At 72.5% G+C, this 26,971-nt stretch carries 27 protein-coding genes; 26 read left to right on the forward strand and 1 reads right to left on the reverse strand.

The window, feature by feature from the left end:
- The first annotated feature begins 29 nt into the window (after positions 1-29).
- The 21 genes from ADK66_RS21490 (at position 30) to ADK66_RS21590 (ending at position 22,173) form a co-directional block, all read left to right on the forward strand.
- On the forward strand, positions 30-1,592 hold the full coding sequence (locus tag ADK66_RS21490) for a UDP-N-acetylmuramoyl-L-alanyl-D-glutamate--2,6-diaminopimelate ligase (RefSeq protein ID WP_082377589.1): 1,563 nt from the start codon (positions 30-32) through the stop codon (positions 1,590-1,592).
- Positions 1,589-2,986, forward strand: a complete 1,398-nt coding sequence (murF, locus tag ADK66_RS21495) for a UDP-N-acetylmuramoyl-tripeptide--D-alanyl-D-alanine ligase (protein ID WP_053658089.1) — start codon at positions 1,589-1,591, stop codon at positions 2,984-2,986. Before ADK66_RS21490 ends, murF begins: the two co-directional genes overlap by 4 nt.
- On the forward strand, positions 2,983-4,107 hold the full coding sequence (gene mraY / locus ADK66_RS21500; RefSeq protein WP_053658091.1) for a phospho-N-acetylmuramoyl-pentapeptide-transferase: 1,125 nt from the start codon (positions 2,983-2,985) through the stop codon (positions 4,105-4,107). The genes murF and mraY overlap by 4 nt, the downstream gene beginning before the upstream one ends.
- Before the next feature lie 343 nt (positions 4,108-4,450).
- Positions 4,451-5,878 (forward strand): putative peptidoglycan glycosyltransferase FtsW, encoded by a 1,428-nt coding sequence (locus tag ADK66_RS21505; protein ID WP_197281606.1) that lies wholly within the window; start codon positions 4,451-4,453, stop codon positions 5,876-5,878.
- Entirely contained in the window at positions 5,878-6,984 is a 1,107-nt protein-coding gene (gene murG / locus ADK66_RS21510) for an undecaprenyldiphospho-muramoylpentapeptide beta-N-acetylglucosaminyltransferase (RefSeq protein WP_053658093.1), read from the forward strand. Before ADK66_RS21505 ends, murG begins: the two co-directional genes overlap by 1 nt.
- Positions 6,981-8,546 (forward strand): UDP-N-acetylmuramate--L-alanine ligase, encoded by a 1,566-nt coding sequence (gene murC, locus ADK66_RS21515; RefSeq protein ID WP_053658094.1) that lies wholly within the window; start codon positions 6,981-6,983, stop codon positions 8,544-8,546. The genes murG and murC overlap by 4 nt, the downstream gene beginning before the upstream one ends.
- Complete coding sequence (locus tag ADK66_RS21520; protein WP_053658095.1) at positions 8,543-9,361, forward strand: cell division protein FtsQ/DivIB; 819 nt, start codon at positions 8,543-8,545, stop codon at positions 9,359-9,361. Before murC ends, ADK66_RS21520 begins: the two co-directional genes overlap by 4 nt.
- Before the next feature lie 247 nt (positions 9,362-9,608).
- A complete protein-coding gene (ftsZ, locus tag ADK66_RS21525; protein WP_053658097.1) occupies positions 9,609-10,724 on the forward strand; it encodes a cell division protein FtsZ in 1,116 nt (371 codons plus the stop codon).
- A 9-nt stretch (positions 10,725-10,733) separates the two neighbouring features.
- Complete coding sequence (locus tag ADK66_RS21530) at positions 10,734-11,477, forward strand: YggS family pyridoxal phosphate-dependent enzyme (RefSeq protein ID WP_053658099.1); 744 nt, start codon at positions 10,734-10,736, stop codon at positions 11,475-11,477.
- 189 nt (positions 11,478-11,666) lie between these two features.
- Positions 11,667-12,362, forward strand: a complete 696-nt coding sequence (locus ADK66_RS21535; protein WP_053658102.1) for a cell division protein SepF — start codon at positions 11,667-11,669, stop codon at positions 12,360-12,362.
- A gap of 30 nt (positions 12,363-12,392) precedes the next feature.
- Positions 12,393-12,698 carry a YggT family protein gene (locus ADK66_RS21540; protein WP_053658104.1) on the forward strand — a complete coding sequence of 102 codons (306 nt, stop codon included), beginning with the start codon at positions 12,393-12,395 and terminating at the stop codon, positions 12,696-12,698.
- A gap of 44 nt (positions 12,699-12,742) precedes the next feature.
- Positions 12,743-13,543: a DivIVA domain-containing protein gene (locus ADK66_RS21545; RefSeq protein WP_053658343.1), complete on the forward strand. Its 801-nt coding sequence runs from the start codon at positions 12,743-12,745 to the stop codon at positions 13,541-13,543.
- Positions 13,544-13,623: 80 nt separating this feature from the next.
- Positions 13,624-14,346: a hypothetical protein gene (locus tag ADK66_RS21550; protein ID WP_053658105.1), complete on the forward strand. Its 723-nt coding sequence runs from the start codon at positions 13,624-13,626 to the stop codon at positions 14,344-14,346.
- 11 nt (positions 14,347-14,357) lie between these two features.
- The gene (locus ADK66_RS21555; protein ID WP_053658107.1) at positions 14,358-14,663 is read left to right on the forward strand and encodes a DUF167 domain-containing protein; all 306 of its coding nucleotides are present in this window, start codon (positions 14,358-14,360) and stop codon (positions 14,661-14,663) included.
- Positions 14,664-14,685: 22 nt separating this feature from the next.
- Entirely contained in the window at positions 14,686-16,185 is a 1,500-nt protein-coding gene (locus ADK66_RS21560) for a potassium/proton antiporter (RefSeq protein WP_053658109.1), read from the forward strand.
- A 225-nt stretch (positions 16,186-16,410) separates the two neighbouring features.
- Positions 16,411-16,830, forward strand: coding sequence for a TraR/DksA C4-type zinc finger protein (locus tag ADK66_RS21565; RefSeq protein WP_053658111.1), 420 nt, complete (start codon positions 16,411-16,413; stop codon positions 16,828-16,830).
- Positions 16,831-16,894: 64 nt separating this feature from the next.
- Positions 16,895-17,509 (forward strand): signal peptidase II, encoded by a 615-nt coding sequence (gene lspA, locus ADK66_RS21570; RefSeq protein WP_053658113.1) that lies wholly within the window; start codon positions 16,895-16,897, stop codon positions 17,507-17,509.
- On the forward strand, positions 17,506-18,450 hold the full coding sequence (locus ADK66_RS21575; protein WP_053658115.1) for an RluA family pseudouridine synthase: 945 nt from the start codon (positions 17,506-17,508) through the stop codon (positions 18,448-18,450). The genes lspA and ADK66_RS21575 overlap by 4 nt, the downstream gene beginning before the upstream one ends.
- A gap of 42 nt (positions 18,451-18,492) precedes the next feature.
- Positions 18,493-19,518, forward strand: a complete 1,026-nt coding sequence (locus ADK66_RS21580; RefSeq protein WP_053658117.1) for a hypothetical protein — start codon at positions 18,493-18,495, stop codon at positions 19,516-19,518.
- Between the two features lie 74 nt (positions 19,519-19,592).
- Positions 19,593-21,293 (forward strand): AAA family ATPase, encoded by a 1,701-nt coding sequence (locus ADK66_RS21585; protein WP_082377591.1) that lies wholly within the window; start codon positions 19,593-19,595, stop codon positions 21,291-21,293.
- A gap of 82 nt (positions 21,294-21,375) precedes the next feature.
- A complete protein-coding gene (locus ADK66_RS21590) occupies positions 21,376-22,173 on the forward strand; it encodes a DUF2567 domain-containing protein (protein WP_082377592.1) in 798 nt (265 codons plus the stop codon).
- On the opposite strand, the gene ADK66_RS21595 is transcribed toward ADK66_RS21590, so the two are convergent.
- Complete coding sequence (locus tag ADK66_RS21595; protein WP_053658120.1) at positions 22,088-22,792, reverse strand: LON peptidase substrate-binding domain-containing protein; 705 nt, start codon at positions 22,790-22,792, stop codon at positions 22,088-22,090. The genes ADK66_RS21590 and ADK66_RS21595 overlap by 86 nt on opposite strands.
- Positions 22,793-22,898: 106 nt before the next feature.
- On the opposite strand from ADK66_RS21595, the gene hisD reads away from it, so the two are divergent.
- The 5 genes from hisD (at position 22,899) to hisH (ending at position 26,917) form a co-directional block, all read left to right on the forward strand.
- The gene (gene hisD, locus ADK66_RS21600; RefSeq protein ID WP_053658122.1) at positions 22,899-24,221 is read left to right on the forward strand and encodes a histidinol dehydrogenase; all 1,323 of its coding nucleotides are present in this window, start codon (positions 22,899-22,901) and stop codon (positions 24,219-24,221) included.
- The gene (locus ADK66_RS21605; RefSeq protein WP_053658124.1) at positions 24,218-25,327 is read left to right on the forward strand and encodes a histidinol-phosphate transaminase; all 1,110 of its coding nucleotides are present in this window, start codon (positions 24,218-24,220) and stop codon (positions 25,325-25,327) included. Before hisD ends, ADK66_RS21605 begins: the two co-directional genes overlap by 4 nt.
- Positions 25,324-25,935 (forward strand): imidazoleglycerol-phosphate dehydratase HisB, encoded by a 612-nt coding sequence (gene hisB, locus ADK66_RS21610; protein ID WP_053658126.1) that lies wholly within the window; start codon positions 25,324-25,326, stop codon positions 25,933-25,935. The genes ADK66_RS21605 and hisB overlap by 4 nt, the downstream gene beginning before the upstream one ends.
- 176 nt (positions 25,936-26,111) lie before the next feature.
- A complete protein-coding gene (locus ADK66_RS31950) occupies positions 26,112-26,285 on the forward strand; it encodes a hypothetical protein (protein WP_167943297.1) in 174 nt (57 codons plus the stop codon).
- Entirely contained in the window at positions 26,282-26,917 is a 636-nt protein-coding gene (hisH, locus tag ADK66_RS21615; RefSeq protein WP_053658128.1) for an imidazole glycerol phosphate synthase subunit HisH, read from the forward strand. Before ADK66_RS31950 ends, hisH begins: the two co-directional genes overlap by 4 nt.
- The last annotated feature ends 54 nt before the right edge of the window (positions 26,918-26,971 follow it).

The following is a 26,971-nucleotide window of genomic DNA, read 5'->3' on the forward strand; positions in this document are numbered from 1 at the left end:
GTGAGTGCCGACGAACCACCGGGGCGGCTGTGCGGCCGGAACCGGACGACCGGGTAGGGTCTGACGCCGTGCCCGGCAATCCACGTCCACGTACCGTGACCGGCCTACGGCTCGGTGATCTCGCCGCCCGGATCGCTGTCGACCTTCCGGCGGACGCCGCCGACGTGGTCGTCACCGGGGCGACCCACGCCAGCCAGGAGGTCCGCCCCGGCGACCTGTACGCGGCCCTGCCCGGTGCCCGCCGGCACGGCGCGGAGTTCGCCGCCGGGGCGGCCGAGGCGGGTGCCGTGGCCCTGCTGACCGACCCGGCCGGTGCCGAGTTGGCAGCGGGGGCCGGCCTGCCCACGCTCGTGGTCGCGGACCCGCGAGCGGTGCTCGGCGAGCTGGCGTCGGCCGTCTACGGCGATCCGACGGCCGCGCTCACAGTGATCGGCGTGACCGGCACGGCGGGCAAGACCTCCACCGCGTATCTGATCGAGTCGGGGTTGCGGGCGGCCGGGCACACCACCGGGCTGATCGGCACCGTGGAGACCCGACTCGGCGACCTGGTGATCGACAGCGTGCGCACCACGCCCGAGGCGACGGACCTGCACGCCATGCTTGCCACCGCCCGCGAGCGCGGGGTGACAGCCGTCGTCATGGAGGTCTCCAGCCACGCGCTGGCGATGGGCCGGGTGGGCGGGGTCCGGTTCACCGTCGGTGGCTACACCAACTTCGGCTCCGACCACCTGGACTTCCACGCCGACACGGCCGACTACTTCGCGGCAAAGGCGCAGCTCTTCGACGGTCGGTGCGCGGTCGAGGTGCTCAACCACGACGACGCGGCGCTCAAGCCGCTCTACAAGCCGGCGACGGTCAGCTATTCGGCGGCCGGCGACCAGGACGCCACCTGGTGGGCCGACAGTGTGGGCGGCGAGGGGTACGCGCAGCGGTTCACCGCGCACGGCCCGGACGGCGTGGCGCTGGCCGCCGGAGTGGCGCTGCCCGGCCGGCACAACATCGCCAACGCGCTGCTGGCCATCGCCGCGCTCGTGGGCGCGGGGGTGGACCCGAATACCGCGGCGACCGGCGTGGCCGCCTGCGGTGGCGTACCCGGTCGACTGCAACTGGTGGACGTCGCCGGGCCTGTGCGCGGGGTCGTCGACTACGCGCACAAGGCCGACGCGATAGTGGCGGCGCTGGCGGCGCTGCGCGAGCTGAGCGCCGGCCGGTTGATCTGTGTGATCGGTGCCGGCGGAGACCGGGACAGGGGCAAGCGGCCGGTGATGGGCGCCGCCGCGGCGGAGGGGGCCGACGTGGTGCTGGTGACCGACGACAATCCGCGTACCGAGGATCCGGCGGAGATCCGCGCCGAGGTGCTCGCCGGGGCGTACGCGGCAGGCACGCCCGCCCGGATCATCGAGGTGGCAGGTCGCCGGGCCGCTATCGACGAGGCGGTCCGGCTCGCCGAGCCGGGCGACGTCATCGCGCTGCTCGGCAAGGGCCACGAGCGGGGCCAGGAGGTTGCCGGCGAGGTGTTCCCGTTCGACGACAGCGTCGAGTTGGCCGGCGCGCTGCGGGCACGGTTCGGCGACACGGCGGGTCAGCGATGATCGCCCTGAGCCTGGCCGAGGTGGCCGAGGCGGTGCAGGGGCGGCTCGTGGCCGCCGACCCGACCGCCACAGTCACCGGCCCTGTCGAGTTCGACTCGCGCAAGGTGGGGGCCGGATCGCTCTTCGTGGCGTTCCCCGGTGAGAAGGTCGACGGGCACGACTACGCCGACACGGCGATGGCGGCGGGCGCGGTGGCGGTGCTCGGCACCCGCGAGGTGCCCGGCGTGCCGATGGTGCTTGTCGACGACGCGCTCGCCGCGATGGGCCGGCTGGCCCGTGCCGCTGTCGACCGGCTGCCCGAGCTGACAGTGATCGGCGTGACCGGCTCGTCGGGCAAGACCACCACGAAGGACCTGATCGGGCAGCTCGCCACCCGGCTCGGGGCCACTGTGGCGCCGCCCGGCTCGTTCAACAACGAGCTTGGGCACCCGTACACGGCCTTGCAGGCCGACCCGGGCACCCGCTACCTGGTGATGGAGAAGGGCGCCCGTGGGATCGGGCACGTGCGCTACCTGTGCGAGCTGGTGCCGCCCCGGATCTCGGTGGTGCTCAACGTCGGGACGTCGCACATCGGCGAGTTCGGCTCCCAGGACGCAATCGCGCAGGCCAAGGGCGAACTGGTCGAGGCGCTGCCGCCCGACGGGCTGGCCGTCCTCAACGCCGACGACCCACGGGTGTCCGCCATGGCGAGCCGCACCCGGGCACGGGTGGTGCGTTACGGCGAGGCGGCGGACGCCGACGTACGGGCCGAGGACGTCACGCTCGACGAGCGCGGGCACCCGTCGTACACCCTTGTGACGTCGGAGGGGCGCGCGCCGGTACGGCTCGGGTTGACCGGCCGCCACCAGGTCGGCAACACCCTCGCCGCCGCAGCGGTCGCCCGGGAGTTGGGCATGCCGCTCGCCGAGCTGGCCACGGCGCTCGGCGAGCTGGTGTTGGTCTCGACCCGGCGGATGGACGTCTTCGACAGGCCCGACGGGGTCACTGTCATCGACGACTCGTACAACGCCAACCCGGCCTCGATGGCTGTCGCGCTGCGGGCGCTTGCCAGCCTCGGCGAGGGGCGGCGTACCGTCGCGGTGCTCGGTTACATGGCCGAGCTGGGCCCGTTCGAGCGCGACGGCCACCTTGAGGTCGGCCGACTCGCGGCCGAGTTGGGCGTCAACCGGCTGCTCGTGGTGGGTGAGCCGGCCGCGCCGATCCACGAAGGCGCGACAGCGGTAGCAAACTGGGGAGGAGAGTCGGTGCTGCTCACCGATCAGGCGGCGGCCGTCGAGGTGCTGCGGAGCGAGTTACGGCCGGGCGATGTCGTCCTGGTCAAGGGCTCCCGGTATCGGACCTGGGAGGTGGTCGACGCGCTGCGCGCCGACGCCGCCGGGGAATCCACCCGATGAGGGCGGTCATCGTCGCCATCGGGGTGGCCTTCCTCGTCTCGCTCTTCTGCACCCCGATCGCCATCAAGGTGTTCACCCGGCTCAAGGCCGGTCAGCCGATCCGCTCCGACGGCCCGGCCATGCACCAGGGCAAGAAGGGCACGCCCACGATGGGCGGCGTGGTCTTCATCCTGGCCACTGTCATCGCGTACGTGGCCGGACACCTGGCCCTGACGACCCTGCCGGACGCGCAGATCGCCCAGGTCGAGCCGACGATCACCGCGCTGGTGCTGCTGGGCTTGATGGTGTTCTCCGGCGCGGTCGGCTTCCTCGACGACTTCCTCAAGGTGCGCAAGCGCAACAGCGCCGGGCTGAACAAGCGTGGCAAGCTGCTCGGCCAGATCCTGGTCGGCGCGGTGTTCGGCGTGGTGGCGCTGTACTTCCCGAGCACCATGACGGACGCCTCGGGCGCGGTGACGAACACCGAGACGGTCGGCAGCACCACGCTGAGCTTCATCCGGGACATCGACGCCCTGGAGGTCAGCAAGGTCGGCGCGGTGATCATCTTCATCTTCGTGGTGATGGGCGCGACGAATGGCGTGAACCTCACCGACGGCCTGGACGGTCTGGCCACCGGCGCCTCGGTGATGGTCCTGGCCGCGTACGCGCTCATCGCGTTCTGGCAGTACCGGCACTGGTGCGCCGACCCGAGCTACACCCAGTCGTACTGCTACGCCGTGCGGGACCCGCTGGAGATCGCGCTGATAGCCGGGGCCGCGGCCGGGGCCTGTGTGGGCTTCCTGTGGTGGAACACGTCCCCGGCGCGGATCTTCATGGGTGACACCGGCGCGCTGGGCCTGGGCGGCCTGATCGCCGGCATGGCGATGTCCACCCGGACCATCCTGCTGCTGCCGATCATCGGTGGCCTCTTCGTGATCATCACGATGTCCGTGGTGATCCAGATCATCTCGTTCCGCACCACTGGCAAACGTGTCTTCCGGATGTCGCCGCTGCAGCACCACTTCGAGCTGGCCGGCTGGAGCGAGGTCAACATCGTGGTCCGGTTCTGGATCATCGCCGGCATCGGCGTGGCCATAGCCCTGGGCCTGTTCTACAGCGAGTTCCTCGCGAACATGACGTAACCCCACCCCACCCGCCCCGCGATCTTGCACTTTCGGACCGTGGAATGTCCCGGTCTGCGGCTTCCGTCCCGGGCCGAAAGTGCAAGATCGCGTGGGGGAGAGGGGCCGACACGCCCGGTGGGGCGTTGTGGGCCTGTCGGGCGCGCCCAGCGGTGATGATGTCGGGGTGGGGGAGGAACTCGGCACTGAGGACAGGACGGGCGGGCGACCGCGACGCCCAGCGGGCGGGGCGCGGACCGCTGAGGCCGGCGCACCGCCGCCGGACGACGCGCGCGGCCCGGAACCGGGGGCCACGCGACGCGATGCCGGGCCGGACACGCCGACCGGGGCGCCGCTGCGCGGGCTGGACGCCGCCGGCGGGCTTGCCGCGCTGCGAGGGCTGCTGGACCGGCCGCTGGCCTCCTACTATCTGCTGCTGTCCAGCGCCGGCCTGCTGCTGCTGATCGGGCTGACGATGGTCTTCTCGGCCACAAGCGTGAAGGACTACGCCGTGGGCGGCAACGCCTCGGCTTCGGTGACCAAGCAGGCCATCTTCGCGGTGATCGGCATCGGCGCGTTCTGGGTCTGCCAGCGCCTGCCCGCCAGCACGTACCGGTCGCTGGGCCGGCCGCTGCTGATCATCTCGATCGGGTTGCTGCTGGTGCTCAACCTGCTACTCGCGTACGCCCGGCTCACCCACCGGGAGTCGGCGTCGATCGGCCCCATCGAGGCGCGGCTGCTGTGGCTGTTCATCGGCGGGATCCAGGTGCAGCCCTCCGAGTTCGCCAAGTTCGCGCTCGTGTTGTGGGGCGCGCACATCGTCGCCCGCAAGGGTGCGGCGCTGGGCTGGTGGCGCGAGCTGGCCACCCCGTTGTTTCCGGTGATGGGTCTGCTCTTCGTGCTTGTCGGCTACAACGACGTGGGCACCATGCTCTGCCTGCTGGCCCTGGTGGTCGGTCTGCTCTGGGCGGCCGGGGTGCGGATGCGCGTCTTCGGCGCGCTGACAGTCGTCGGCCTGCTCGGCGTCGGCCTGCTCGTCGCCGTGGCCTCGCTGGGCGCCGGCTCCGGCGAGCGCGGCGCGGAGAACTACCGGCTGGCGCGGCTCACACTGTTTCTCAACCCGCCGCCACCGGACCAGTGCGGCGACCCCTGCTACCAGTTCTATCAGGGACGACTGGCCATCGAGCACGGCGGCTGGTTCGGCGTCGGGCTGGGCAAGAGCAGCCTCAAGTGGGACTGGCTGCCCGAGGCACACAACGACTTCATCTTCGCGATCATCGCCGAGGAGCTGGGCGTGATCGGCTGCGCTGTGGTGCTGAGCCTGTTCTCGGTGCTCGCGTACACCGGGCTGCGGATCGCCCGGCGGGTCGACGACCCGTTCCGGCGGCTCGCCGCCGCAGCCGTCACCACCTGGCTGATGAGCCAGGCGGTGATCAATATCGGTGGGGTGGTCGGGCTGCTGCCGATCACCGGTCTGCCGCTGCCGTTCATCTCCGACGGCGGAAGTGCCCTGGTCGTGACGTTGGCCGGCATCGGCATGCTGGCGTCCTTCGCCCGCGCCGAACCCGATGCGGCCAGAGCACTGCATGCCCGTCCGCCGGCCCGGTGGGTCCGACTACTCTGGGCCCCGTTGCCGCCGCTTCCCGGCCGGCGTCGCCGACCGGCGACGCAGCCGGCTGGCCGAGGGTCAGTGCCCCGGTCCCGTGAGCGGCGACAGGACGACCAGGCCGCATCGCGCGGCGTCCGGCAGGGCCGGAGCCGCACGGGGTCGGCGAGCGAGAGGAGACGCTGATGGGTCCGCTGCGTTCGGTGGTGCTCGCGGGAGGTGGCACCGGGGGGCACATCTACCCGCTGCTCGCCTTCGCCGACTGCCTGCGCCGACACGACCCCGGCGTCCGGATCACCTGCCTCGGCACACCGAAGGGCATGGAGAACGAGCTGATCCCGCCGCACGGCTACGACCTGCGGCAGATTCCGGCGTACCAGCTGCCCCGGTCGGTCAACATGAACCTGGTCCGTACCCCGGGTCGGATGTGGACCGCGGCCCGCGCGGCGGGCAAGGTGATCGACGAGGTGCGGGCCGACGTGGTCGTCGGCTTCGGAGGGTACGTGTCGGTGCCGGCCTACCTGGCCGCGTGGCGGCGTGAGCTGCCAATGGTGATCCACGAGGTGAACGTGCCGCCGGGGGTTGCCAACCGGCTGGGCATGAAGTTCACAAAGAACATCGCTGTGGGCTTTCCGCACCAACCGAGCCAGGCCGAGGCGCTGCGGCACGCCACCGTGGTCGGTGTGCCGCTGCGGCGCTCCATCGCCTCGTTGGACCGGCACGCGCTGCGTGATGCCGCCCGCGCCCACTTCGGGCTCCGCCCGGACCTGCCGGTGCTGTTCGTCGCCGGCGGCTCGTCCGGTGCCCGCTCGGTCAACCTGGCCGTCTCCGGCGCCGCCAAGGAGTTGGCCCGCAACGGTGTGCAGGTGCTGCACGTGATGGGCGCCCGCAACGAGCCGGTGCCGATCCCCACGGACCTCCCGGTGCCGTACGTGACGCTGCCGTACCTGTCGGACATGGAGCTGGGTTACGCCGCCGCCGACCTGATGCTGGCCCGGGGCGGGGCGATGACCGTCGCCGAGGTAGCCGCCATCGGGCTGCCGACGATCTTCGTGCCGTACCCGCACAGCAACCAGGAGCAGAAGCGCAACGCGCTGCCGGTGGTGGAGGCCGGTGGTGGGCTGCTCGTCGACGACGCGGAACTCACCCCGGACTGGCTGGAGCGGGCCGTCATCCCACTGATCCGCGACCCGCAGCGGCTGTACACGATGGGCGCCGCGGCGTCGGCGTACGGGCGGCGCGACGGTGACGAGGCGCTGCGCTCCTTCGTCCTCGAGGCGGTGGCCCGATGACCGCGCAGTTCACCCCGGCCGGCACGCTCACCGCCGAGGACCTGGGCGCCGTCCACCTGATCGGCGTGGGTGGGGTGGGCATGCTGGGCGTGGCCCGCCTCCTGCTCACCCGGGGCATCCGGGTCTCCGGCAGCGACCTGCGGGAGTGGCCGTCACTGGCCGGGCTGCGGGCGCTCGGCGGCACCATCTACCTCAGCCACGAGACGACGAACCTCGACGGTGTGGACACCGTTGTCTACTCCTCGGCCATCCCGCAGGACCACCTGGAGATCGTCGAGGCGCGCCGGCGTGGCCTGCGGGTGCTGCACCGCTCGGAGGCCCTCGCCGCGGCGATGACCGGCCGTCGTGCGATCGCTGTGGCCGGCACCCACGGCAAGACCACCACCACGTCGATGGTGACGATGGTGTTCCAGCAGGCCGGTGTGGACCCGTCGTTCGTGATCGGTGGGGAGATCTCCGAGGTCGGCTCGGGCGCGCACCACGGCACCGGTGAGCACTTCGTGGTCGAGGCGGACGAGAGCGACCGCTCGTTCCTCATCTACCGCCCGTACGTCTCGATCATCACGAACGTCGAGGCGGACCACCTCAACACCTACGGCGACTACGCGACGCTTGAGGCGGCGTTCGTCGAGTTCGCCCGGCTCACCGACCCGGACGGGTTCATCATCACCTGCGCGGACGACCCGGGTGGCCGGCGGTTGGCGGCGACGCTGCGCGCCGAGGGGCGGCGGGTCCACACGTACGGCGCGGCGGAGGACGCCGACCTGCGACTCACCGAGATCGTCTCGTCGGCGCGGGGGGTTCGCTACCTGGCCGCCATCGACGGGCGGTCGCTCGGCGAGTTCCGGCTGCCGGTGCCGGGTCGGCACATGGGACTCAACAGCGCCTCGGCGGTGCTGACGGCGTACCTGCTGGGGCTGCCTCTGGAGGCCGCGGAGGCGGCGCTCGCGGTGTTTCCCGGCGTGCGGCGGCGCTTCGAGCGCAAGGGCGTCGCGGACGGCGTGCTTGTCTACGACGAGTACGCCTACCACCCGACCTCGATCACGCTGGCGTTGCAGACGTTGCGCGAGGTGGCCGGGGACGGGCGGCTGATAGTGGTCTTCCAGCCCTACCGGATGTACCGGACCCGCGACAACCAGGCGGAGATCGCCGAGGCGCTGGCCATCGCCGACGAGGTGGTGCTGCTGGAGGTCTTCGGGCCGGGGGAGCTGCGCCAGCCCGGTGAGGGCTCGGCGGCGTTGATCGAGGCGGTGCCGTTGCCCGCCGAACGGAAGGTGTTCGTCGACTCGTGGGAGGCGGCGCCTGTCGAGGTGGCCCGCCGGGCACGCTCCGGGGACGTCGTGGTGACCATGGGTGCCCCGCCGATCTCGCTGATGGGCGACGAGTTGCTGGTCGCCCTGGGCGCGCGTACCCCGGGTTCCGCGTCGACCGCGACCGTCGATCCGGTGGCCACCACCCCGGCGATCGGCCAGCCGGTGCCCGGCGGGTCCACCGCCGGTGGTGACGGTGCGGCCCTCGGCGGCACCGCCGCACCGGACGGTGCGGCGCCCCCGGCCGGATGAGCCCCGGCCCCGCCCGAGGGCGGACCAGCGGCGCCGAGGGCGGCAAACCACGACGCGGCCCGGTACGGCGTTGGCAGCTGGTCCGGGCCGGCAGCGATGCCGTGCCGCCGTCGACCCGCCGGTTCATGGCGCGGGCACGGCAGCGCCGGATGCGTGCGGCGCTGCCGTGGGCGGCGGCCGCCGGGGTGCTGGCGCTGCTCGGGCTGGTGGCCTGGACGGTGTTGGGCACCGGACTGTTCGGGGTCCGAGCGGTGACCGTGGAGGGCGCGCAGCTCGTCACCCCTGTGGAGGTGCGCGACGCGGTGGGGGTGCCCGACGGGGTGCCGCTGGCCCGGGTGGACCTGGCCGCCGCCGAGCGTCGGGTCGGTGCGTTGGCGCCGGTGGAGCGGGCCACTGTGTCCCGGGACTGGCCCGGGTCGCTCGTGGTCCGGGTGACCGAACGGACGCCGGTGGCCGCGGTGCCGCAGGGTGCGGTGTTCGCCCTGATCGACCGCAGCGGCGTGGCGTTCCAGACGGTGGGCCGCCACCCCGCCGGGCTGCCGGTGGTACGGGTGGTCCGGCCCGCCGCCGACGACCCGGGCACCCGGGCCGGGCTGGAGGTGCTCGCGGCCCTGACCCCGCAGCTGCGCGACGAACTGGTGGACGTGAGTGTGGAGAGCCTGGCTCGGATCAACCTGCGGCTGCGCGGCGACCGTACGGTGGTCTGGGGCGACGCGACGCGGGGTGCGGACAAGGCCCGGGTAGCCACGTCGCTGCTCGACGAGGACGCCGACCGGATCGACGTGAGTTCACCGGACGTGGTGACCTTCCGCTGACCGACACGGGGGTGCGGGGACGTGACGAGTCGCGCTCCAGCTGCGACACGCCGGGCAGGTCCTTGGCTCATCGGGCGGCGGCGCTTACGTTGCCCCGAAGAGGATCAGTGGTTGACATAACTGTAAGCCTCTAGTAGAGGGTGAGGGTTCACCTCTGATCCTCGCTGGTGACAGCTGTTGTCGGCCACTGGGCTGGCCACGCCGTACCCGGTCGGCCGAAGCCAATCTCGAAGGGAAAGGACCGGAGATGACACCTCCGCACAACTACCTGGCGGTCATCAAGGTCGTCGGCATCGGGGGCGGCGGCGTCAACGCCGTCAACCGGATGATCGAGGTTGGGCTCAAGGGCGTCGAGTTCATCGCGATCAACACCGATGCCCAGGCGCTGCTGATGAGCGACGCCGACGTCAAGCTCGACGTCGGCCGGGAGCTGACCCGTGGGCTGGGCGCCGGGGCGAACCCGGACGTGGGCAAGAACGCCGCCGAGGACCACCGCGACGAGATCGAGGAGGTGCTCAAGGGCGCCGACATGGTCTTCGTGACCTGCGGTGAGGGCGGCGGCACCGGCACCGGCGGCGCGCCGGTGGTGGCGAACATCGCCCGCAAGCTCGGCGCGCTGACCATCGGCGTGGTGACCCGGCCGTTCTCCTTCGAGGGCAAGCGCCGCCAGGTGCAGGCCGAAACCGGGATAGACGAACTCCGCAACCAGTGCGACACGCTGATCGTGATCCCGAACGACAGGCTGCTGGCCCTGGGTGACCGCAACATCAGCATGATGGACGCGTTCCGCACCGCCGACCAGGTGCTGCTCTCCGGCGTGCAGGGCATCACCGACCTGATCACCACCCCGGGTCTGATCAACCTGGACTTCGCCGACGTCAAGAGCGTGATGAGCGGCGCGGGCAGCGCGTTGATGGGCATCGGCAGCGCCCGCGGCGAGAACCGCGCGGTCGAGGCGGCCGAGGCTGCCATCTCCAGCCCGCTGCTGGAGCAGAGCATGGACGGCGCGCGCGGCGTGCTGCTCTCCATCGCCGGTGGCTCCGACCTGGGCCTGTTCGAGATCAACGACGCGGCGCAGCTGGTCACCGACGCGGCGCACCCGGACGCCAACATCATCTTCGGCGCGGTGATCGACGACGCGCTCGGCGACGAGGTGCGGGTGACAGTCATCGCCGCGGGCTTCGACGGCGGTACGCCGGCGTACAAGGCGGCCGAGCCGACCCGCAAGACCAACACCAACCAGCCGGCGCCGCAGAGCAACCCGGTGCCCGCGCCGGCGACCCTGCCGGCCCCGACCCAGTCGCCGCGCCGGGTGCTGTTCGACGACGTGGACGTGCCCGACTTCCTCAAGAACGGGTCCTGAGCACCGCCGATGACTGACAGCTCAACCACGGCACGACCGGACCGGCGCGCCGAACTCGCGGCCGGCCTGGCCCAGGTGCGTGCCCGGATCGCTGACGCCTGCGCTGACGCCGGCCGGGACCGCGCCGATGTCACGATGATCGCGGTGACAAAGACGTACCCGGCCAGCGACGTGCTGGTGTTGGCCGGGCTCGGTGTGACCGACGTGGGGGAGAACCGCGACCAGGAGGCGGCCGGTAAGGCCGCCGAGGTGGCCGCCGCCGGGGTGAGCCCGCGCTGGCACTTCATCGGCCAGTTGCAGCGCAACAAGGCACGGTCGGTGGTCCGGTACGCCGACGTCGTGCACTCGGTGGACAGCGTGCGGCTGGCCCGCGCGCTGGCGTCCGCTGCGGCGGACCGGGAACGGCCGCTGGATGCCCTGGTGCAGGTCAGCATCGACGGCGACCCGGATCGTGGTGGCGCGCAACCCGGGTCGGCCGATCCAGGCGCCGGGCTGGAGCCGGTGGCCGAGGCGGTGGCCGGCGCGCCGGCGCTGCGGTTGGCCGGCCTGATGGCTGTCGCCCCGCTCGGGTGGGAGCCGGAGCGGGCCTTTGCCCGGCTCGCCGAGGTGGCCGAGTCGTTTCGGGCGCTCCATCCGGGAGCGACGGCGTTGTCCGCCGGAATGAGCGGCGACCTGGAAATCGCGATCCGATATGGCGCGACACATGTCCGCGTCGGCAGCGCGTTGCTCGGAATGCGTCCCACGCTGCGGTAGCCTGACGCGAGACACGCAAATTACATCAGTGTTGTTTCAGGGACGGCGTCCCCTTGTCGGGGGTTGTGGCGCGCGACGCGAATCGCGTGCCAGGGGATTGCCGTTCCGGTCCGATGGGCATGGTTGTCCACTCGCGACTGGCGACATGGCACGGGGGCGAGTGCCGCACGGCGGACGGAAGGGCGCGGGATGGGTGCACTGCGCAAGGCGGGGGTCTGGCTCGGTCTGGTCGAGGAAGACGACGAGCGGGCCTACGACGACGGAGGCTACGACAAGGGTGGCTACCGTGAGTCGCGTTACCGGCAGAGCCGGTACGCCGAGGAGTTCACCGACGAGGACGACGACGACAACGAGGAGCCGCCGGCTCCCCGGCCGAGGGCCAGCGAGCGTGCTCGGTTCTCCGACCGGGCCAACGGGCGGGTCAGCGAGTCCGACCGTGGCGACGGTGAGCGTCCCGAGCGCGTCGAGCGGTCCAGCGTACGCTCGATCACCCGGTCGTCGGCAGGTGAGACGTCCGGCGCGCTGACCTACCACACGCGCGACAATCTGGCCCTCGCTCCGCAGGCCACGGCACGTGAGCGTGTCGCCGCGCCCGAGGAGGAGCAGCGCTACCAGATCACCACGCTGCACCCCACCACCTACCGGGAGGCGCGCACCATCGGTGAGCACTTCCGCGACGGCGTACCGGTGATCATCAACCTCACCGAAATGGACGAGGCCGATGCCCGCCGTCTGGTTGACTTCGCCGCCGGGCTGGCGTTCGGGCTGCGCGGTACGATCGAGCGCGTGACCAATCGGGTGTTCCTGCTCTCACCGGCCAATGTCCAGGTCACCGCTGAGGACAAGGCCAAGATCGCTGAGGGCGGTTTTTTCAGCCTGAGTTGACCCCGCCCGACCCGAGGGACGTCGCTGACCGTGTTGTCGATCTTACTGCAAGTGCTGTATCTGGTCCTTTATGTCTTCCTGCTCGTTCTTCTGTCCCGGTTCGTGTTGAGCGCTGTTCTTCAATACGGCCGCCGGTGGCAGCCGGGGCGGGGCGCATCGGCAGGACTGGAATCCGTGTGGAGCGTCACTGATCCCCCTCTCAACACGTTGAGGCGTGTGATCCCTCCGCTGCGAATTGGTACCGTGAGCATCGACCTGGCCTCCCTTGTGCTCCTGGTTATCCTGTTCGTGCTGATGGAGTTCGTGTTAGGGCCGTCGATCAGGGCATCTGCCTGATGACCGACGCGCTTTCGCGGCCGCAACTGACCCGAGGAGTTTCGATGCCGCTGACCCCGGCCGACGTCCACAACGTCGCCTTCAAAAAGCCGCCGATCGGCAAGCGGGGGTATGACGAGGAGGAGGTCGACGCCTTCCTGGACGAGGTCGAGCGCGAGCTCGCCCGTCTCATCGAGGAGAACAACGAGCTGCGCGCCCAGGTGGAGCGCGGCGGCCGTGGCGGTGCCCCCGCCGGCCCCGGCGGCGACGCCCGACTGGCGGCGGAGCTCAACGACGTCAAGGCCCAGCTGGACCGGGTGCAGCGCGACAAGTCCGCTGCCGAGCAGGCCGCCCGCGCCATGCAGGCCGAGCTGGAGCAGGTCCGCGCGACCGGCGGCCCGGCTGTCACCGGTGACGGTGAGCAGCAGGCCCTGCGCGTTCTGATGATGGCCCAGCGCACCGCCGACGACCACGTGTCCGACGCGCGCCGCGAGGCTGACCAACTGCTGTCCGAGGCGCGCAGCAAGGCCGAGGAGGTGACCCGCGAGGCTCGTGCGAAGGCCGACGCCCTGGAGCGGGACGCCCGCCAGCGGCACCAGGAGGCCATGGGCGGCCTGGACGCCAAGCGCACGGCCCTGCAGAAGCACATCGAGGAGCTCAAGCAGTTCGAGCGCGAGTACCGCACCCGGCTCAAGGCGTACCTGGAGAGCCAGCTGCGGGACCTCGACGGTCGGGGCCAGGGCCTCGAAGCCGAGATGACCCGCACCGAAGCAGGCCGGGTTGCCGGCGGCAACGGGCTGGCCGCGGCTGGTCTCGCCGGTTCGTACGGCGGCGGGCGCTCCGGCGCTCTCGAATCCGGACGCTGAGCACCGGCCGGCGATCGCTGTCCACGGATGGTGACGATCGCCGGCCCTGCCAGCGCAATACGACGCGGCGGGGGTGAGCCGTGATAGTTGCGAGTCTCCTGCTCATCCTCGTCGCTGTGGTGCTGCTGGTGGTCGGTCTGACCGGCGGCTCCAGCATTCTGTTGACCATCTCCATCGGGGCCAGCCTGCTGGCCGCCGTGGCGTTGGTGGTGGGCGCCCGCCAGGCTGCCGCCAACCGCGCGATGGCGGACGTCGGCCGGGCCGGCCCACGGACCCCTGCGGCACCTCGCACGGCCGGCCAGTCCGGGCCGGGTGTCGCGTACGGTCCACCGCTGGCCGGGCACGACGTGCCGGTCCAGCACGTTCCTTCGACGGTCGGTAACGGCGGCACCGGGTGGCGGCAACCACCCGAGCCGCCGTTCGACCCCGACGCGCCGTTCGTGGCCGAGCCTCCGGCCGGCACGGCCGCGCGCTCCTCGCCGGTCAGCCCGGCGCCTTCCCCGCCGGCCTCGCCGTTCACGGCGCGCGCCGACGACGTGCCCGGCGTACCGGCCGCGGACCCGCTTGCCGACGAGCCTGCCGAGCAGGCGATCACCCCTGCCGAAGCGGCCCGGGTGGCCCGGCTGCCCAGCCCTGTCGACGTGGTCGACGGCCGCCCCCGCTACCACCTCGCCAGCTGTCCGCATCTCGTCGGTCGGCTGCCCGAAACCCTCCCGGTCACCGAGGCCGTCGAGCTCGGCTTCACGCCGTGCGCGACCTGCGCGCCGGCCACCGCCCTGCTCGCCGACGTCCGGCCGATCTGAAAGCGGCGCCCGTGCCCCCGCAGGACGCGCTCACGGTCGCGGTGCGGGTCAAGCCGGGCGCCTCCCGGGACCGTGTCGGTGGCTGCTTCGACGGCCCGCACGGCCCCGCCCTGGTGATCGCTGTGCACGCGCCGGCCGTGGACGGCCGCGCCACCGAGGCGGCCCGCCGAGCCCTCGCCGCCGCTCTGGGTGTCCGGCAGTCCACTGTGTCGCTGCGTGCCGGCGCGGCCAGCCGGGACAAGCTCTTCCTCGTCGACGGGCCCGGCCCGGAGCTGACTGAGGCGCTACGCCGACTGCGGGACGGATCCGCGGGGTGAGCGACACCCGGGCGAGGCAACCGTGACGCCCGGGTTGGATATCGCACTGCTGCTCGGTTCGGCGGTGCTGCTGGTGGCGGTGGGCGCGGTCCGGCTCTCCAGCCGTCTCGGGGTGCCCAGTCTGCTCGTCTACCTGGCGCTGGGCGTGGCGCTCGGCGAGGGCGGGCTGGGCATCCGGTTCGACGACGTCGAGCTGACCCGGGCCCTCGGCTTCTGCGCTCTCATCGTCATCATCGCCGAGGGTGGCCTGACCGCACGGTGGAGCACGCTGCGCCCGGTGCTCGGTCTGGCCTCCGCGCTCTCCACCGTCGGCGTGGTCGTCAGCATCGTGGTGGTTGGCCTCGCCGTACACCTGATGTTGGGGCTGGATTGGCGGCTGGCGATGCTCTACGGCGCGGTGCTCTCCTCCACCGACGCGGCGGCCGTCTTCGCCACCCTGCGCCGGCTGCGGCTGCCGCCCCGGCTGGTGGCCACGCTGGAGGCCGAGTCCGGCATGAACGACGCCCCGGTGGTGCTGCTCGTGGTGCTGCTGTCGCACGAGGGCTGGGCGCATCCGTGGTGGTACGAGGTCGGGCTGGTCTGCTACGAGCTGGGTGTCGGTGCGGCGGTGGGCGTGGGGGCGGGTCTCGCCGGCACCTGGGCGCTGCGCCGGGCTGCGCTGCCGTCGGCCGGGCTGTATCCGATCGCCGCTGTGGGCATCACGGTGCTGGCGTACGCCGCAGGCGCGGTGCTGCACGCCTCGGGGTTCCTCGCCGTCTACGTGGCGGGGGTGCTGCTGGGCAACGCCCGGCTTCCGCACCGGCAGGCGATCCTCGGGTTCGCCGACGGGCTGGCGTGGCTGGCCCAGATCGGGCTGTTCGTGCTGCTCGGGCTGCTTGTGACACCGGGCCGGTTGGACGCGGCGGTGCTGCCGGCGTTGGTCGCCGGGCTGGCGCTGGTGCTGCTGGCCCGGCCGCTGTCGGTGGCCGTGTCGGCGCTGCCCTTCCGGGTCGGCCTGCGTGAGCAGGTGTTCCTGTCCTGGGCCGGGTTGCGGGGCGCGGTGCCGATCGTGCTTGCCACCATTCCGCTCTCCGAGCGGGTGCCCGGCGCGGACCGTCTCTTCGACGCGGTCTTCGTGCTGGTGGTGATCTTCACTCTGGTGCAGGCCAGCACGCTGGGGCCGGTGGCCCGCGGGTTGGGCACCACCGCGCCGGGCGAGGCCACCGAGATCCACGTGGAGACCGCGCCGCTGGAGCGGATGCGGGCGGATCTGCTGCAGGTCGAGGTGCCGCCGGGCTCGCGGCTGGCCGGCGTGCACGTCGACGAGCTGCGGCTGCCGGTCGGTGCGTCGGTGACCCTGGTGCTGCGCGACGGGGCGGGTTTCGTGCCGGGTCCGGGCACCCGGCTCAAGACCGGCGACAGCCTGCTGATCGTCGCCACCGGCGGGGTGCGTGACGCCGCCGAACAGCGCTTGCGGGCGGTCAGTCGGCGTGGTCGGTTGGCCCGGTGGTTTGGCGAGTACGGAGATGAGGCCGCCCGTTGATCTGCTAGCGTTCCCTTTGCCCCAGTTCAGTAGGGCTAGGGGCACTTGAGCGGTGCGACGGTGCGGCACGTTGTCGGACGCCTGTACGTTCCGTATTCTTGCGAACCTCCGGAGTGCGCGGCCGTCGTGGCCGTGCGCCCCTTTTCGTACCTAGGGGACGCCTTGGTCGGCGCCCCCTGACCAGGTGCCGCGGTCCACGCGGCGCCGCGGCCGAGGGAGCGACCCATGGCGAAGCCAGCCGACACCAAGACCGCCGGCCGCAAGCCGGTGGCCAAGGTCACCCGCAGCGCGGCGGAGACCGAGAAGATCCGTGCGGCGTTGGCGGCCCGGCGGGACGAGCTGCGCGCCGAGTACGATCAGACGCTGAGCGAGATCACCGAGCTGCAGCGCGATCGGCTGACCGACTCGGCCGGGGACGACCAGGCCGACACGGGCACCAAGACGTTCGAGCGGGAGCAAGAGATCTCTCTCGCCAACAGCATCCTGGAACGGATCACGCAGGTCGAGCGCGCTCTGGAGCGCCTCGACGAGGGTGGTTACGGCTGGTGCGAGCGGTGCGGCAACCCGATCCCGGTCGAGCGCCTCGCCGCTTTCCCGTCGGCGACCCTCTGCGTGACGTGCAAGCAGTTGGAGGAGCGGCGCTGACGCTCGTTCCCCATCTGCGATGAGACGGTGAGCGATCACCGCCGAGACTGTCGATGGGGAGCGCATGACCGCAGCACCGCCCGCCGAATCCGGCCACACCGATCCGGGTGGTGGCAGAGCCCGACGCCGGGCCGTCGCGATCCTCGCCGGGATCGCCCTGGTGTCCCTGGTGACCGACCTGGTCACCAAGCACCTCGCGCTGGCCGCGCTGACCGACCGGGAGCCGGTGCGCATCCTCGGTGGGCTCGTCTATCTGAGCCTGACCCGCAACAGCGGCGCCGCGTGGAGCATCGGCTCGGACTACACCTGGGTGTTCCCGCTGATCACCATCGGTGTGGTGGGCTGGATCGTCTTCATGGCGCTGCGGCTGCGTTCCCTGCCGTGGGCGATCTCCCTGGGCCTGGTGCTCGGCGGCGCGCTCGGCAACCTGGTGGACCGGATCTTCCGGGCGCCCGCCCCGTTCCACGGGCACGTGGTCGACATGGTGAGCGTCTTCGGCCCGTACGGCGAGTATTTCCCGGTCTTCAACGTGGCGGACAGCTCGCTGTTCTGCGGCGTGGTGCTGGCCGTGTTGCTGGAGGTGACCGGCCGTCAGCGCGACGGCCGGCGGCTCGGCCGCGACGGTGCTCCCGTCGATGCCGGCGCCACCGAGAACGCCGACCAGCGGGAGCGGGCATGACCTCCGCGTTCGCCGCTGGCGGCGACCACCGTTCCCTGCCCGTGCCCGACGGCCTCGACGGGATGCGCCTGGACCAGGCGGTGTCCCGGCTGTTCGGCCTGTCCCGGACCGCCGCGGCGGCCCTGATCGACGCGGGCGACGCCCTTGTCGACGGCGCCACCCGACCCAACTCGCACAAGGTCAAGGCCGGCTCCTGGCTTGAGGTCACGCTGCCCGCGCCGGTCGCACCGCCGACAGTGGTGCCACAGGCGGTGCCCGGACTGCGCGTGGTGTACGCCGACGACGACATCGTCGTGGTGGACAAGCCGGTCGGCGTGGCCGCGCACCCCAGCCCCGGCTGGACCGGCCCGACGGTGATCGGCGCCCTCGCGGCGATCGGGCACCGCATCTCCACGAGCGGCGCCGCCGAGCGGCAGGGTGTGGTGCACCGGCTCGACGTGGGCACCACAGGCATCATGGTGGTGGCCAAGAGCGAGCAGGCCTACACGGCGTTGAAGCGGGCCTTCAAGTACCGCGAGGTGGACAAGGGCTACCACGCGGTGGTGCAGGGTCACCTGGACCCGCTGCGGGGCACCGTCGACGCCCCGATCGACAGGCACCCCACCCACGACTACCGGTGGGCGGTGGTGTCCGGCGGCAAGCCGAGCATCACCCACTACGACACGCTGGAGGCGTTCCCGGCCGCCAGCCTCGTCGACGTCCGGTTGGAGACCGGCCGCACCCACCAGATCCGGGTGCACTTCTCCACCCTGCGGCACCCCTGCGTGGGTGATCTCACCTACGGCGCGGATCCCACCCTCTCGGCCCGTCTCGGACTGGCCCGACAGTGGCTGCACGCCCGCGAATTGAGCTTCCTGCACCCCCGAACGGGGGACGAGGTCCGGTTCGTCAGCGACTACCCTGACGACCTGGAGCGTGCGCTTGAGATCTTGCGTGACTGAGCGGCGACCGCCCGACACCTATCCGACGAGGGGATCCCGCCCGTGCGCGCCGGCGACCTGCTGCGGCAGTTGGACCAACGGCTGCTGTCGCTGCTGACCCGGACGACGACCCGGCTTGCCGACCGGTCGGCGCGGCCCGGCCTGCTCACCTGGGTCGCCCTGCTGTCCGTTGGGGCGGTGCTGGGCACCGCCGTCTGGGCAGCCGACGACCGGCCGGTCGGCGACCGGACCGTCGGCGAGGTGACCCGGGTAGGGGTGTCCGAGGGCGATTCCGTCCCCGGCTACCTGCGATCCGCGGCGGCCGACCTGGCCGCCCTGCCGTCGGCCGCGCCGACCACCGGCGACGGGACGTACGCCCTGGTCACCCTCGACGAGTACCTGCCGCCGCAGCGACTGGCGGCGGTGCTCGCCGACGTGGGGGTCTCGGCGGTCTTCGGGCGGGTGCCGCTGCCCGGCAGGCAGACGGAGATCGTGAAGATCCCCGCGCTGCGGGTGCCCGACGACGTGGTCGTCGGGATGGCGGAGGTCGCTGCCCGCAAGGACGGCGAGGCCGCCGACTACCGGGCCAAGGCCGCCGCACTGGGTGGCGACACCGCCGAGCGCGAGCTGCGCCAGTGGTACGCCACCAGTGCCCAGGTGGCCAGCGCCGAGGCTTCGGCGTACCGCACAGGCTGCGCCTGCGTGTACGCGGCGGTGGTGCGGGCGGCGCCACAGGCGCTGCGGCAGGTGGCGACCCGGCCGGACGTGCGGGCCGTCGACCCGGCCCCCGAGGTGTCCCGACTGGACCGCACTGTCTTCACCGCACCGCTGCCCGAGCAGCGCGACGTGGTCCGCCCGCCGGCCGACACAGGCCCGGAGCCCGAGCAGACCCCGGCGGGGAAGGGCGAGTCGGCATCGAGCACACCGGTGCCTCCGGAGCCGATGGGCGAATCGTCGGAACCCGCACCGGTCGTAACGATTCCGTCACCCGAGCTGCCGCCGGCTCCGCTCACCGAACCGACCCCCACGAGCACCGCCACCTCCCCGGACGTCACCGGAGCCGGGCCGCTGGAGCCGTCCCCGTCGTGATCCGCCCCGGGTGGTGTGCGTGCTCCGGTGTGGTCCGAATAGGGTTTCGTTCGTAGCCTGTCAGACGGAGATCGATGGCGCTGGGAGGGCGGGCCGTGGAGGGCAGTGAGACCGGCTGGGGCCGGCCGGCCGAACCAGCACCGAGGTGGCGGGCATTGCTGGACCGCGCCCGGCTGGGCGGCCGCGCCGCGGAGCAGCCTGAGCCCGACCGCCAGGCCGACGAACAGCCACCGGACCCCCTGCCGCGGCGTGCGGCCCCCAACGGCTACGCCGGGCGCGCGCCCGCCATCGGGCATCCGGCCGAGCTGACGTACGGCCAGGACCCGGGTTACCGGGCCGAGGGGACCTACCGGGTCGATCCTGCCCGCCGCTCCGAGCCGGGGTACCGGTCGGAGCCGGACTACCGTGCCGAGCCCGGCTACCGGTCCGAGCCGGGATACCGGTCGGAGCCGGATCACCGCGCCGAGCCGGCGTACCGGTCCGAGCCTGCCTATCGGTCGGAGCCGGCGTACCGCCCCGAGCCGGGGTACCGCGCTGAGCCGGGATACGGTGCCGAATCGGGATACGGTGCCGAACCCGGTTATCGGGCCGAGCCTGGTTACCGCGCCGAGCCCGGTTACCGTGCCGAGCCGGTCGAGCAGCGCCGCGCCGAGCCGGTCGAGTCACGGCGTGCCGAGCCTGAGTCGCGCCGGGCGGCCGAGCCTGTCGAGTCGCGCTACGCGCTGCTCGACAACGGCTACCGGCAGGGCGGGCCGACGATCGAGTCCCGGTACGCGCTGCTGGATACCGGCTACCAGCCGGGTACCGGCTACGCGCCAGTGCCGGCCGCGCCGGCACCCGCCGCGCCGCCGATCACCCCGCCGCCGGCCCCACCGATCACCCCACCGCCCGCGCCGCCGGTCAGCTCGGCGCTCGCCGAGCGCGGCTACCCGGCCCGCATCGAGTGGCGTCCGCAGGGCGTCGACCAGGAGGTGGAACGCGCCACCGCCGTGCTCCGCCGCGACCTGGGCACGCCCCGGGTGTTCGCGTTCGCCAACCCCAAGGGCGGGGTGCACAAGACCACTGCCACCGTGCTCGCCGCCGCCACCGTCGGCAGCGTACGCGGGCGCGGCGTGCTGGCCTGGGACGACAACGAGCTGCGCGGCACCCTCGGGCTGCGCGCCGGCAGCGCCCGGCACGCCCGCACCATCCGGCACCTGATCAGCGACCTCGCCCAGATCGAGATCCTGGAAGGCTCGACCCTGCTGGAGCGGCTGGACGACTACCTGCGGCACGCCTCCGACGGCTCGTACGACGTGCTGGCCGGCGAGGAGAGCCCTCGCTTCGCTCAGCGGCTGGACCAGTTCACCGTCAAACGGGTGCTGGAGCTGCTGCGGCGTACCCACGACGTGGTGTGCGTGGACACCGGCAACAACGTGGAGAGCCCCAACTGGCGCACCGTCATGCAGGCCGCCGACCAGCTGGTGGTGACCACCGTGCCCCGTGAGGACGCGGCGTTCAGCGCCGACTGGATGCTCGACCTGCTGCACGAGGTCGGCATGGGCGAGCTGGCCGACAACGCCGTCACGCTCATCTCCTGCCCGACGCCGGGCCGGTCGCCGTTGCAGGACGATCTGGAGCGGCACTTCGCCACCCGTACCCGGGCGGTGGCAGTGGTGCCGTACGACCCGGCGTTGGAGACCGGGTCGTCGATCGAATACCACCAGCTCCAGCCGGAGACCCGGCAGGCGTGGCTGCGTGCCGCAGCGGTCATGGCGGAGCCGTTCGCCAGGTGACCGCCGGCGGCGGGGTCACGTCATCGGGCGGGAGCGCCGACGACAGTGCACGGTCCGGGCGGCGAGCTGAGAGGATCATCGGGTGAACCCCGACAGTCCCGATTCCGAGCGGCCCACGCCGCCCGGCGGTGAGCCGTCCGTACCTCCGGCGTCCGCGGATCCGTTCGCGCCGGCGCACAGCCCGGGCGGTACGCCGCCGCCCCACGACGGGCTCGTCGGTCCGCTCCCGGTGGGGCCGCCGCGCCGACCGGGCCGGATCTGGGCGACGGTGCTCGGCACCGCGCTCGTGCTGGCCGTGCTGGGTGCGCCTCTCGGGTTGCTCTGGGCGGCGCTCGCGCCGGACACCCCGGTGCTCAAGACCGCCGAGGGCGCCATCTACGCCCAGCCGCAGCCGGAGCAGCCGATCGCCGCGGACGGCTGGTTCAGCCTCGTCGGGCTCGGCTTCGGGGTGCTGGCGGCGCTCGCCCTGTGGTTTCTGCTGCGGCGCTGGCGTGGCCCCGTCGGGCTGCTCGCCGCGGTGCTTGGCGCGCTGGCCGCCGCGCCGGTGGCCTGGCAGGTGGGGCGCCGCATCGGCCTGAGCACCTACGACCGGCTGCTGGACACCGCCCCCGCCGGTCAGGCGTTCACCAAACCCGCCGACCTGCGTGCCGGTGGTGTCGACTGGCTGTTCGGCGTGCTGCCGGTGCCGCACGGCAGCCTGCTGCTGCCGGCGTTCGGCGCCGCCATCACGTACACACTGCTGGCCGGCTGGTCGCGCTGGCCGTCGCTGCGGCCCGAGCCCGACCCGGCGGCGCTCAGTTGGGCGTCGGCGGGGATGCCAGTTCCGACAGCGGCACCGGAACCGCCCGCACCTGGCGCAGCAGAGCCGCCTCGCGGTTGAGCAGCCGCAGCTCGGCGCGGAGCCGGGAGGCGGTGTCGTCGATCGCCAGCAGCCGCTGCCGGTCGTCCACCGTCAGTGCGGCGGTGGCCGCCACCAGGTGGGAGAGAACTGTCGGGTCCTCCGGCAGCTGCTCGGAGATCTCCTCGGGGTCGGCCCGGATCAGCCCCAGATATTGCCGGAACACAGCGATCACCCGCGCCGCCAGCAGGTCGGCCACCTCGTCCGGCCCGGCCGGCTCGGGCAGCCACTCGACGTCGGCGGTGAGGTAGGGCGCGGCGGCGTCGTCGACGTCGGCGATCCGGAACCGGCGTCGGCCGACAGTGACGATGTCGAAACCGCCGTCGTCCAGCTCGGTCACCTGGCGCAGTTCGGCGGTGCAGCCCACCTCGTGCAGGGTGACATCGCCCACGCCGGGCGTCGGTCGGCCACCCGGACCGGTGGACGCGACCTCCCAGCCGGCCTGGATGGCGACCACCCCGAACTCGCGCGGCGCGCCCTCGGGCAGGCCGACCAGATGCCGGACCAGGGCGCGGTAGCGCTCCTCGAAGATGTGCAGTGGCAGCACCAACCCGGGAAAGAGCACCGTTGCGAGCGGAAACACCGGCAGCCGTGCGGTCACGTGGTCGAGCCTAACCAATCCGGCGCGCGACGGCGTGGCCCGGCTCACCGTCCCGCCGAGCGGACGGCTCGGGTGGGCGGCGGGCCCGCCGCCTAGACTCGCAAGGGTGCTGAATCGGATCGACCTGCGCGGTGGCCTCGGTGACCCGCGCCGCCTGCTGCCCCGTGCCCAGCTCGACGTCTCCGTGGCCGTCGAGCGGATCAAGCCGCTCGTGGAGGCGGTCCGGGAGCATGGGTACCCGGCGATCCGGGAGGCCAGTGAACGGTTCGACGGTGTCTCGCCCGAGGTGCTGCGCGTCCCGGTCGAGGTGATCGCCGAGGCCGAGGGGGTGCTCGACCCGGCCGTGCGCGCCGCCCTGCTGGAGTCGATCAGCCGTGCCCGTCGGGTGCACGACGACCAGCGGCGCACCGACCACGTCACGCAGGTGGTGCCGGGCGGCACTGTCACCGAGCGGTGGCTGCCTGTCGACCGGGTCGGCCTCTACGTGCCAGGTGGGCTGGCCATGTACCCGTCGACAGTCGTGATGAACGTGGTGCCGGCCCAGGCGGCCGGTGTGCGTTCGCTCGTGGTGGTCAGCCCGCCGCAGAAGGACAACGGCGGCCTGCCCGACCCCCGGGTGCTCGCCGCGTGCGCGCTGCTCGGCGTCGACGAGGTGTACGCGGTGGGCGGCGCCCAGGCGGTGGCGATGCTTGCCTACGGCTCGGCGGTCGACCCGGCCGGTGAGCTGCGGTGCGAGCCTGTCGACCTGATCACCGGGCCGGGCAACATCTGGGTGACAGCCGCGAAGCGGTTGCTGCGCGGTGTGGTCGGCATCGACGCCGAGGCCGGTCCGACCGAGATCGCCATCCTCGCCGATGACACCGCCGACGCGGCGCACGTCGCCGCCGACCTGATCAGCCAGGCCGAGCACGACCCGCTTGCCGCGAGCGTGCTGGTGACCCCGTCGCTGGAGCTTGTCGACGCGGTCGAGCGGGAGCTGGCCCGGCAGGTGCCGGCCACCAAGCACACCGAGCGGGTGACCACGGCGCTGACCGGCGAGCAGAGCGGCGTGGTCCTCGTCGACGACCTCGAGGCGGGGCTGCGGGTGGTCGACGCGTACGCGGCCGAGCACCTGGAGATCCAGACGGCCGACGCCCGGGAGTGGGCGCTACGGGTCCGCAACGCCGGGGCGATCTTCGTGGGCGCCTGGTCGCCGGTGTCGCTCGGCGACTACTGCGCCGGCTCCAACCACGTGCTGCCCACCGGTGGCTGCGCCCGGCACTCCTCCGGTCTGTCGGTGCAGTCGTTCCTGCGCGGTGTGCACCTGATCGAGTACACGGAGGCAGCCCTGCGCGAGGTTGCCCCGCACGTGGTCACCCTCGCGAACGTGGAGGACCTGCCCGCACACGGCCAGGCCGTCCAGGCCCGCTTCCCGGGAGGGCCAGCGTGACGAGCCTGGAGGATCTGCCGATCCGCGACGACCTGCGCGGGCTGACGCCGTACGGGGCGCCGCAGCTGGACGTGCCGGTGCGGCTCAACACCAACGAGAACTCCTACCCGGTGCCGGAGCCGGTGGTCGACGCCATCGGTAAGGCGCTCGCCGCCGAGTTGCGCGAGCTCAACCGCTATCCGGACCGGGACGCGGTGGCGCTGCGCGCCGATCTGGCCGACTATCTCGGGCACGACCTCACCGTCGATCAGGTGTGGGCGGCGAACGGCTCCAACGAGATCCAGCAGCAGTTGCTCCAGGCGTTCGGTGGCCCTGGTCGCAGTGCGCTCGGCTTCGTGCCGGCGTACTCGATGCACCCGCTGCTGGCGATGGGCACCGGCACCCGGTGGGTGCCGGTGCAGCGCGGCGTCGACTTCGGGTTGACCGCCGACGAGGCGGTCGCCCAGGTCCGCGAGCACCAGCCCGACGTCGTGTTCCTCTGCTCGCCGAACAACCCCACCGGCACGGCGCTGGACCCGGCGGTGGTCGCGGCGGTCCTCGACGCGGCGCCGGGCATTGTGGTGGTCGACGAGGCGTACGCCGAGTTCGCCAGGCCCGGCACTGTCAGCGCCCTCGCGGTGCTGCCCGGGCACCCGCGGCTCGTGGTGACCCGGACGATGAGCAAGGCGTTCGGGTTCGCCGGGGGCCGGCTGGGTTATCTGGCGGCAGACGCGGCGGTGGTGCAGGCGGTGCAGTTGGTCCGGTTGCCATACCATCTGTCCGCGTTGACCCAGGCCGCCGCCCGCGCGGCGCTCGCGCACCGCGACGCCCTGCTCGGTACGGTGAGCGCGATCATGGGCCAGCGGGACCGGATCGTGGCGACCCTGCGCGGGCGAGGGCTGCGGGTGGCCGACAGCGACGCCAACTTCGTGTTGTTCGAGACCGGCGGCGACCAGGCCACCGCCTGGCGCGACCTGCTGGAGCAGGGGGTGCTGGTCCGCGACGTCGGCCTGCCGGGCTGGCTTCGGGTGACAGCGGGCACCCCCGCCGAGACCGACGCTTTCCTTACCGCGATGGAGACTGTGAGCTTGCGCGCCCCGCAGTCGCGACCGAAAGGCAAGACATGAGCAGGACCGCCCGGGTGGAGCGGATCACCAAGGAGACCAAGGTCCTCGTCGAGATCGACCTCGACGGCACCGGCGCGGCCGAGATCAGCACCGGCGTGGGTTTCTACGACCACATGCTGAACCAGATCGCCCGGCACGGCGGCTTCGACCTGACCGTGCGCACCGTTGGTGACCTGGAGATCGACGCGCACCACACGATTGAGGACACCGCGCTCGCCCTGGGCGCCGCGTTCGACCAGGCGCTCGGCGACAAGGCGGGCATCCGGCGGTACGGTTCGGCCACGGTGCCGATGGACGAGGTGCTGGTACGGGCCGCTGTGGACCTGTCCGGCCGGCCGTACGTGGTGCACGACGAGCCGCTGCTCGTGCCGTACATCGGGCCCGTGTACGCGACGAGCATGACCCGGCACATCTGGGAGTCGTTCGGTCAGGCGGCCCGGGTCACCCTGCACGTCGACGTGCTGCGGGCGGCCCGCCCGGGTGGCCACCCAGACGCGCACCACGTGGTGGAGGCGCAGTTCAAGGCGGTGTCGCGGGCGCTGCGCGAGGCCGCGGCGATCGATCCGCGGGCGGCGGGCGCGATTCCAAGCACGAAGGGTGCGCTCTGATGAGCGCGAGGAGTGCAGCGCAGCGGAGCCCCGCAGTCGCGAATGGAAAGAGGCTTTGATGAGCGCGAGGAGTGCAGCGCAGCGGAGCCCCGCAGTCGCGAATGGAAGGTGGCTCTGATGAGCGCGAGGAGTGCAGCGCAGCGGAGCCCCGCAGCCGCGAATGGAAGGTGTCTCTGATGGGTGGCGCTTTGCCGACGTTGCTGCTGATCCTGGCGGGGGTGCTGGTGGGTGGCACGTGGTCGCTGTACCGGCAGGGTGCGCCGAAGGTCGCCGTGCTGATCACCGGGGCGCTCGCGGTGCTCGCCACGGCCGCCGGTGTGCTGCGGCTGATCCCGGGGTCGGACACGTGACCGCCGATGTGGTGGTGCTCGACTACGGCTCGGGCAATCTGCGGTCGGCGGAGCGGGCGTTGGCTGCGGCCGGCGCGGCCGTGCGGGTGACCGACGACCTCGCGGCGGCGGCTGCCGCCGATGGCCTGGTGGTGCCGGGCGTGGGCGCGTTCGCGGCGTGCATGGCGGGGATCGACGCGCTGGGCGCGGGTCCGGTGATCGCCGAGCGGGTCGCGGCGGGCCGGCCGGTGCTCGGCATCTGTGTGGGCATGCAGGTGCTCTTCGAGTACGGCGAGGAGCATGGGGTGGTGACCAAGGGGCTCGGTCTGCTGCCCGGTGGGGTGACCCGCCTGGCTGCTGTCCGGTTGCCGCACATGGGCTGGAACACGGTTCGGGCGGCGCGGGGTTCGGTGCTGTTCGCCGGCCTGCCGGCCGAGAGCCGTTTCTACTTCGTCCACTCGTACGCGATGGGTGAGCCGGCTGCGCTGGCGGCTGCCGGTGCTGCCGTGACCACGGCTCACCATGACACCGATTTCGTGGCCGCCGTGGAGCGCGGGCCGCTCTCGGCTGCCCAGTTCCATCCGGAGAAGTCCGCCGACACCGGTGCCGCGCTGCTGCGCAACTGGCTCGCCACGCTGCCCAGCGGTGACTGAGCGTCGGCGCCGCCGGGCGCGGCCGGGTTGGCGCAGCCGTGGCACTGGCGCGCG

The organism is Micromonospora sp. NRRL B-16802 (assembly GCF_001279555.1).
In the GTDB taxonomy this organism is placed as follows: Bacteria; Actinomycetota; Actinomycetes; order Mycobacteriales; family Micromonosporaceae; genus Micromonospora; species Micromonospora profundi.

Bases quoted from the DNA above. Each gene is read 5' to 3' on its own strand.
- murF (WP_053658089.1), top strand. From the start codon at position 1,589: ATGATCGCCCTGAGCCTGGCCGAGGTGGCCGAGGCGGTGCAGGGGCGG.
- mraY (WP_053658091.1), top strand. From the start codon at position 2,983: ATGAGGGCGGTCATCGTCGCCATCGGGGTGGCCTTCCTCGTCTCGCTC.
- murG (WP_053658093.1), top strand. From the start codon at position 5,878: ATGGGTCCGCTGCGTTCGGTGGTGCTCGCGGGAGGTGGCACCGGGGGG.
- murC (WP_053658094.1), top strand. From the start codon at position 6,981: ATGACCGCGCAGTTCACCCCGGCCGGCACGCTCACCGCCGAGGACCTG.
- ADK66_RS21520 (WP_053658095.1), top strand. From the start codon at position 8,543: ATGAGCCCCGGCCCCGCCCGAGGGCGGACCAGCGGCGCCGAGGGCGGC.
- ftsZ (WP_053658097.1), top strand. From the start codon at position 9,609: ATGACACCTCCGCACAACTACCTGGCGGTCATCAAGGTCGTCGGCATC.
- ADK66_RS21530 (WP_053658099.1), top strand. From the start codon at position 10,734: ATGACTGACAGCTCAACCACGGCACGACCGGACCGGCGCGCCGAACTC.
- ADK66_RS21535 (WP_053658102.1), top strand. From the start codon at position 11,667: ATGGGTGCACTGCGCAAGGCGGGGGTCTGGCTCGGTCTGGTCGAGGAA.
- ADK66_RS21545 (WP_053658343.1), top strand. From the start codon at position 12,743: ATGCCGCTGACCCCGGCCGACGTCCACAACGTCGCCTTCAAAAAGCCG.
- ADK66_RS21565 (WP_053658111.1), top strand. From the start codon at position 16,411: ATGGCGAAGCCAGCCGACACCAAGACCGCCGGCCGCAAGCCGGTGGCC.
- lspA (WP_053658113.1), top strand. From the start codon at position 16,895: ATGACCGCAGCACCGCCCGCCGAATCCGGCCACACCGATCCGGGTGGT.
- ADK66_RS21575 (WP_053658115.1), top strand. From the start codon at position 17,506: ATGACCTCCGCGTTCGCCGCTGGCGGCGACCACCGTTCCCTGCCCGTG.
- ADK66_RS21585 (WP_082377591.1), top strand. From the start codon at position 19,593: ATGGCGCTGGGAGGGCGGGCCGTGGAGGGCAGTGAGACCGGCTGGGGC.
- hisB (WP_053658126.1), top strand. From the start codon at position 25,324: ATGAGCAGGACCGCCCGGGTGGAGCGGATCACCAAGGAGACCAAGGTC.
- ADK66_RS31950 (WP_167943297.1), top strand. From the start codon at position 26,112: ATGGGTGGCGCTTTGCCGACGTTGCTGCTGATCCTGGCGGGGGTGCTG.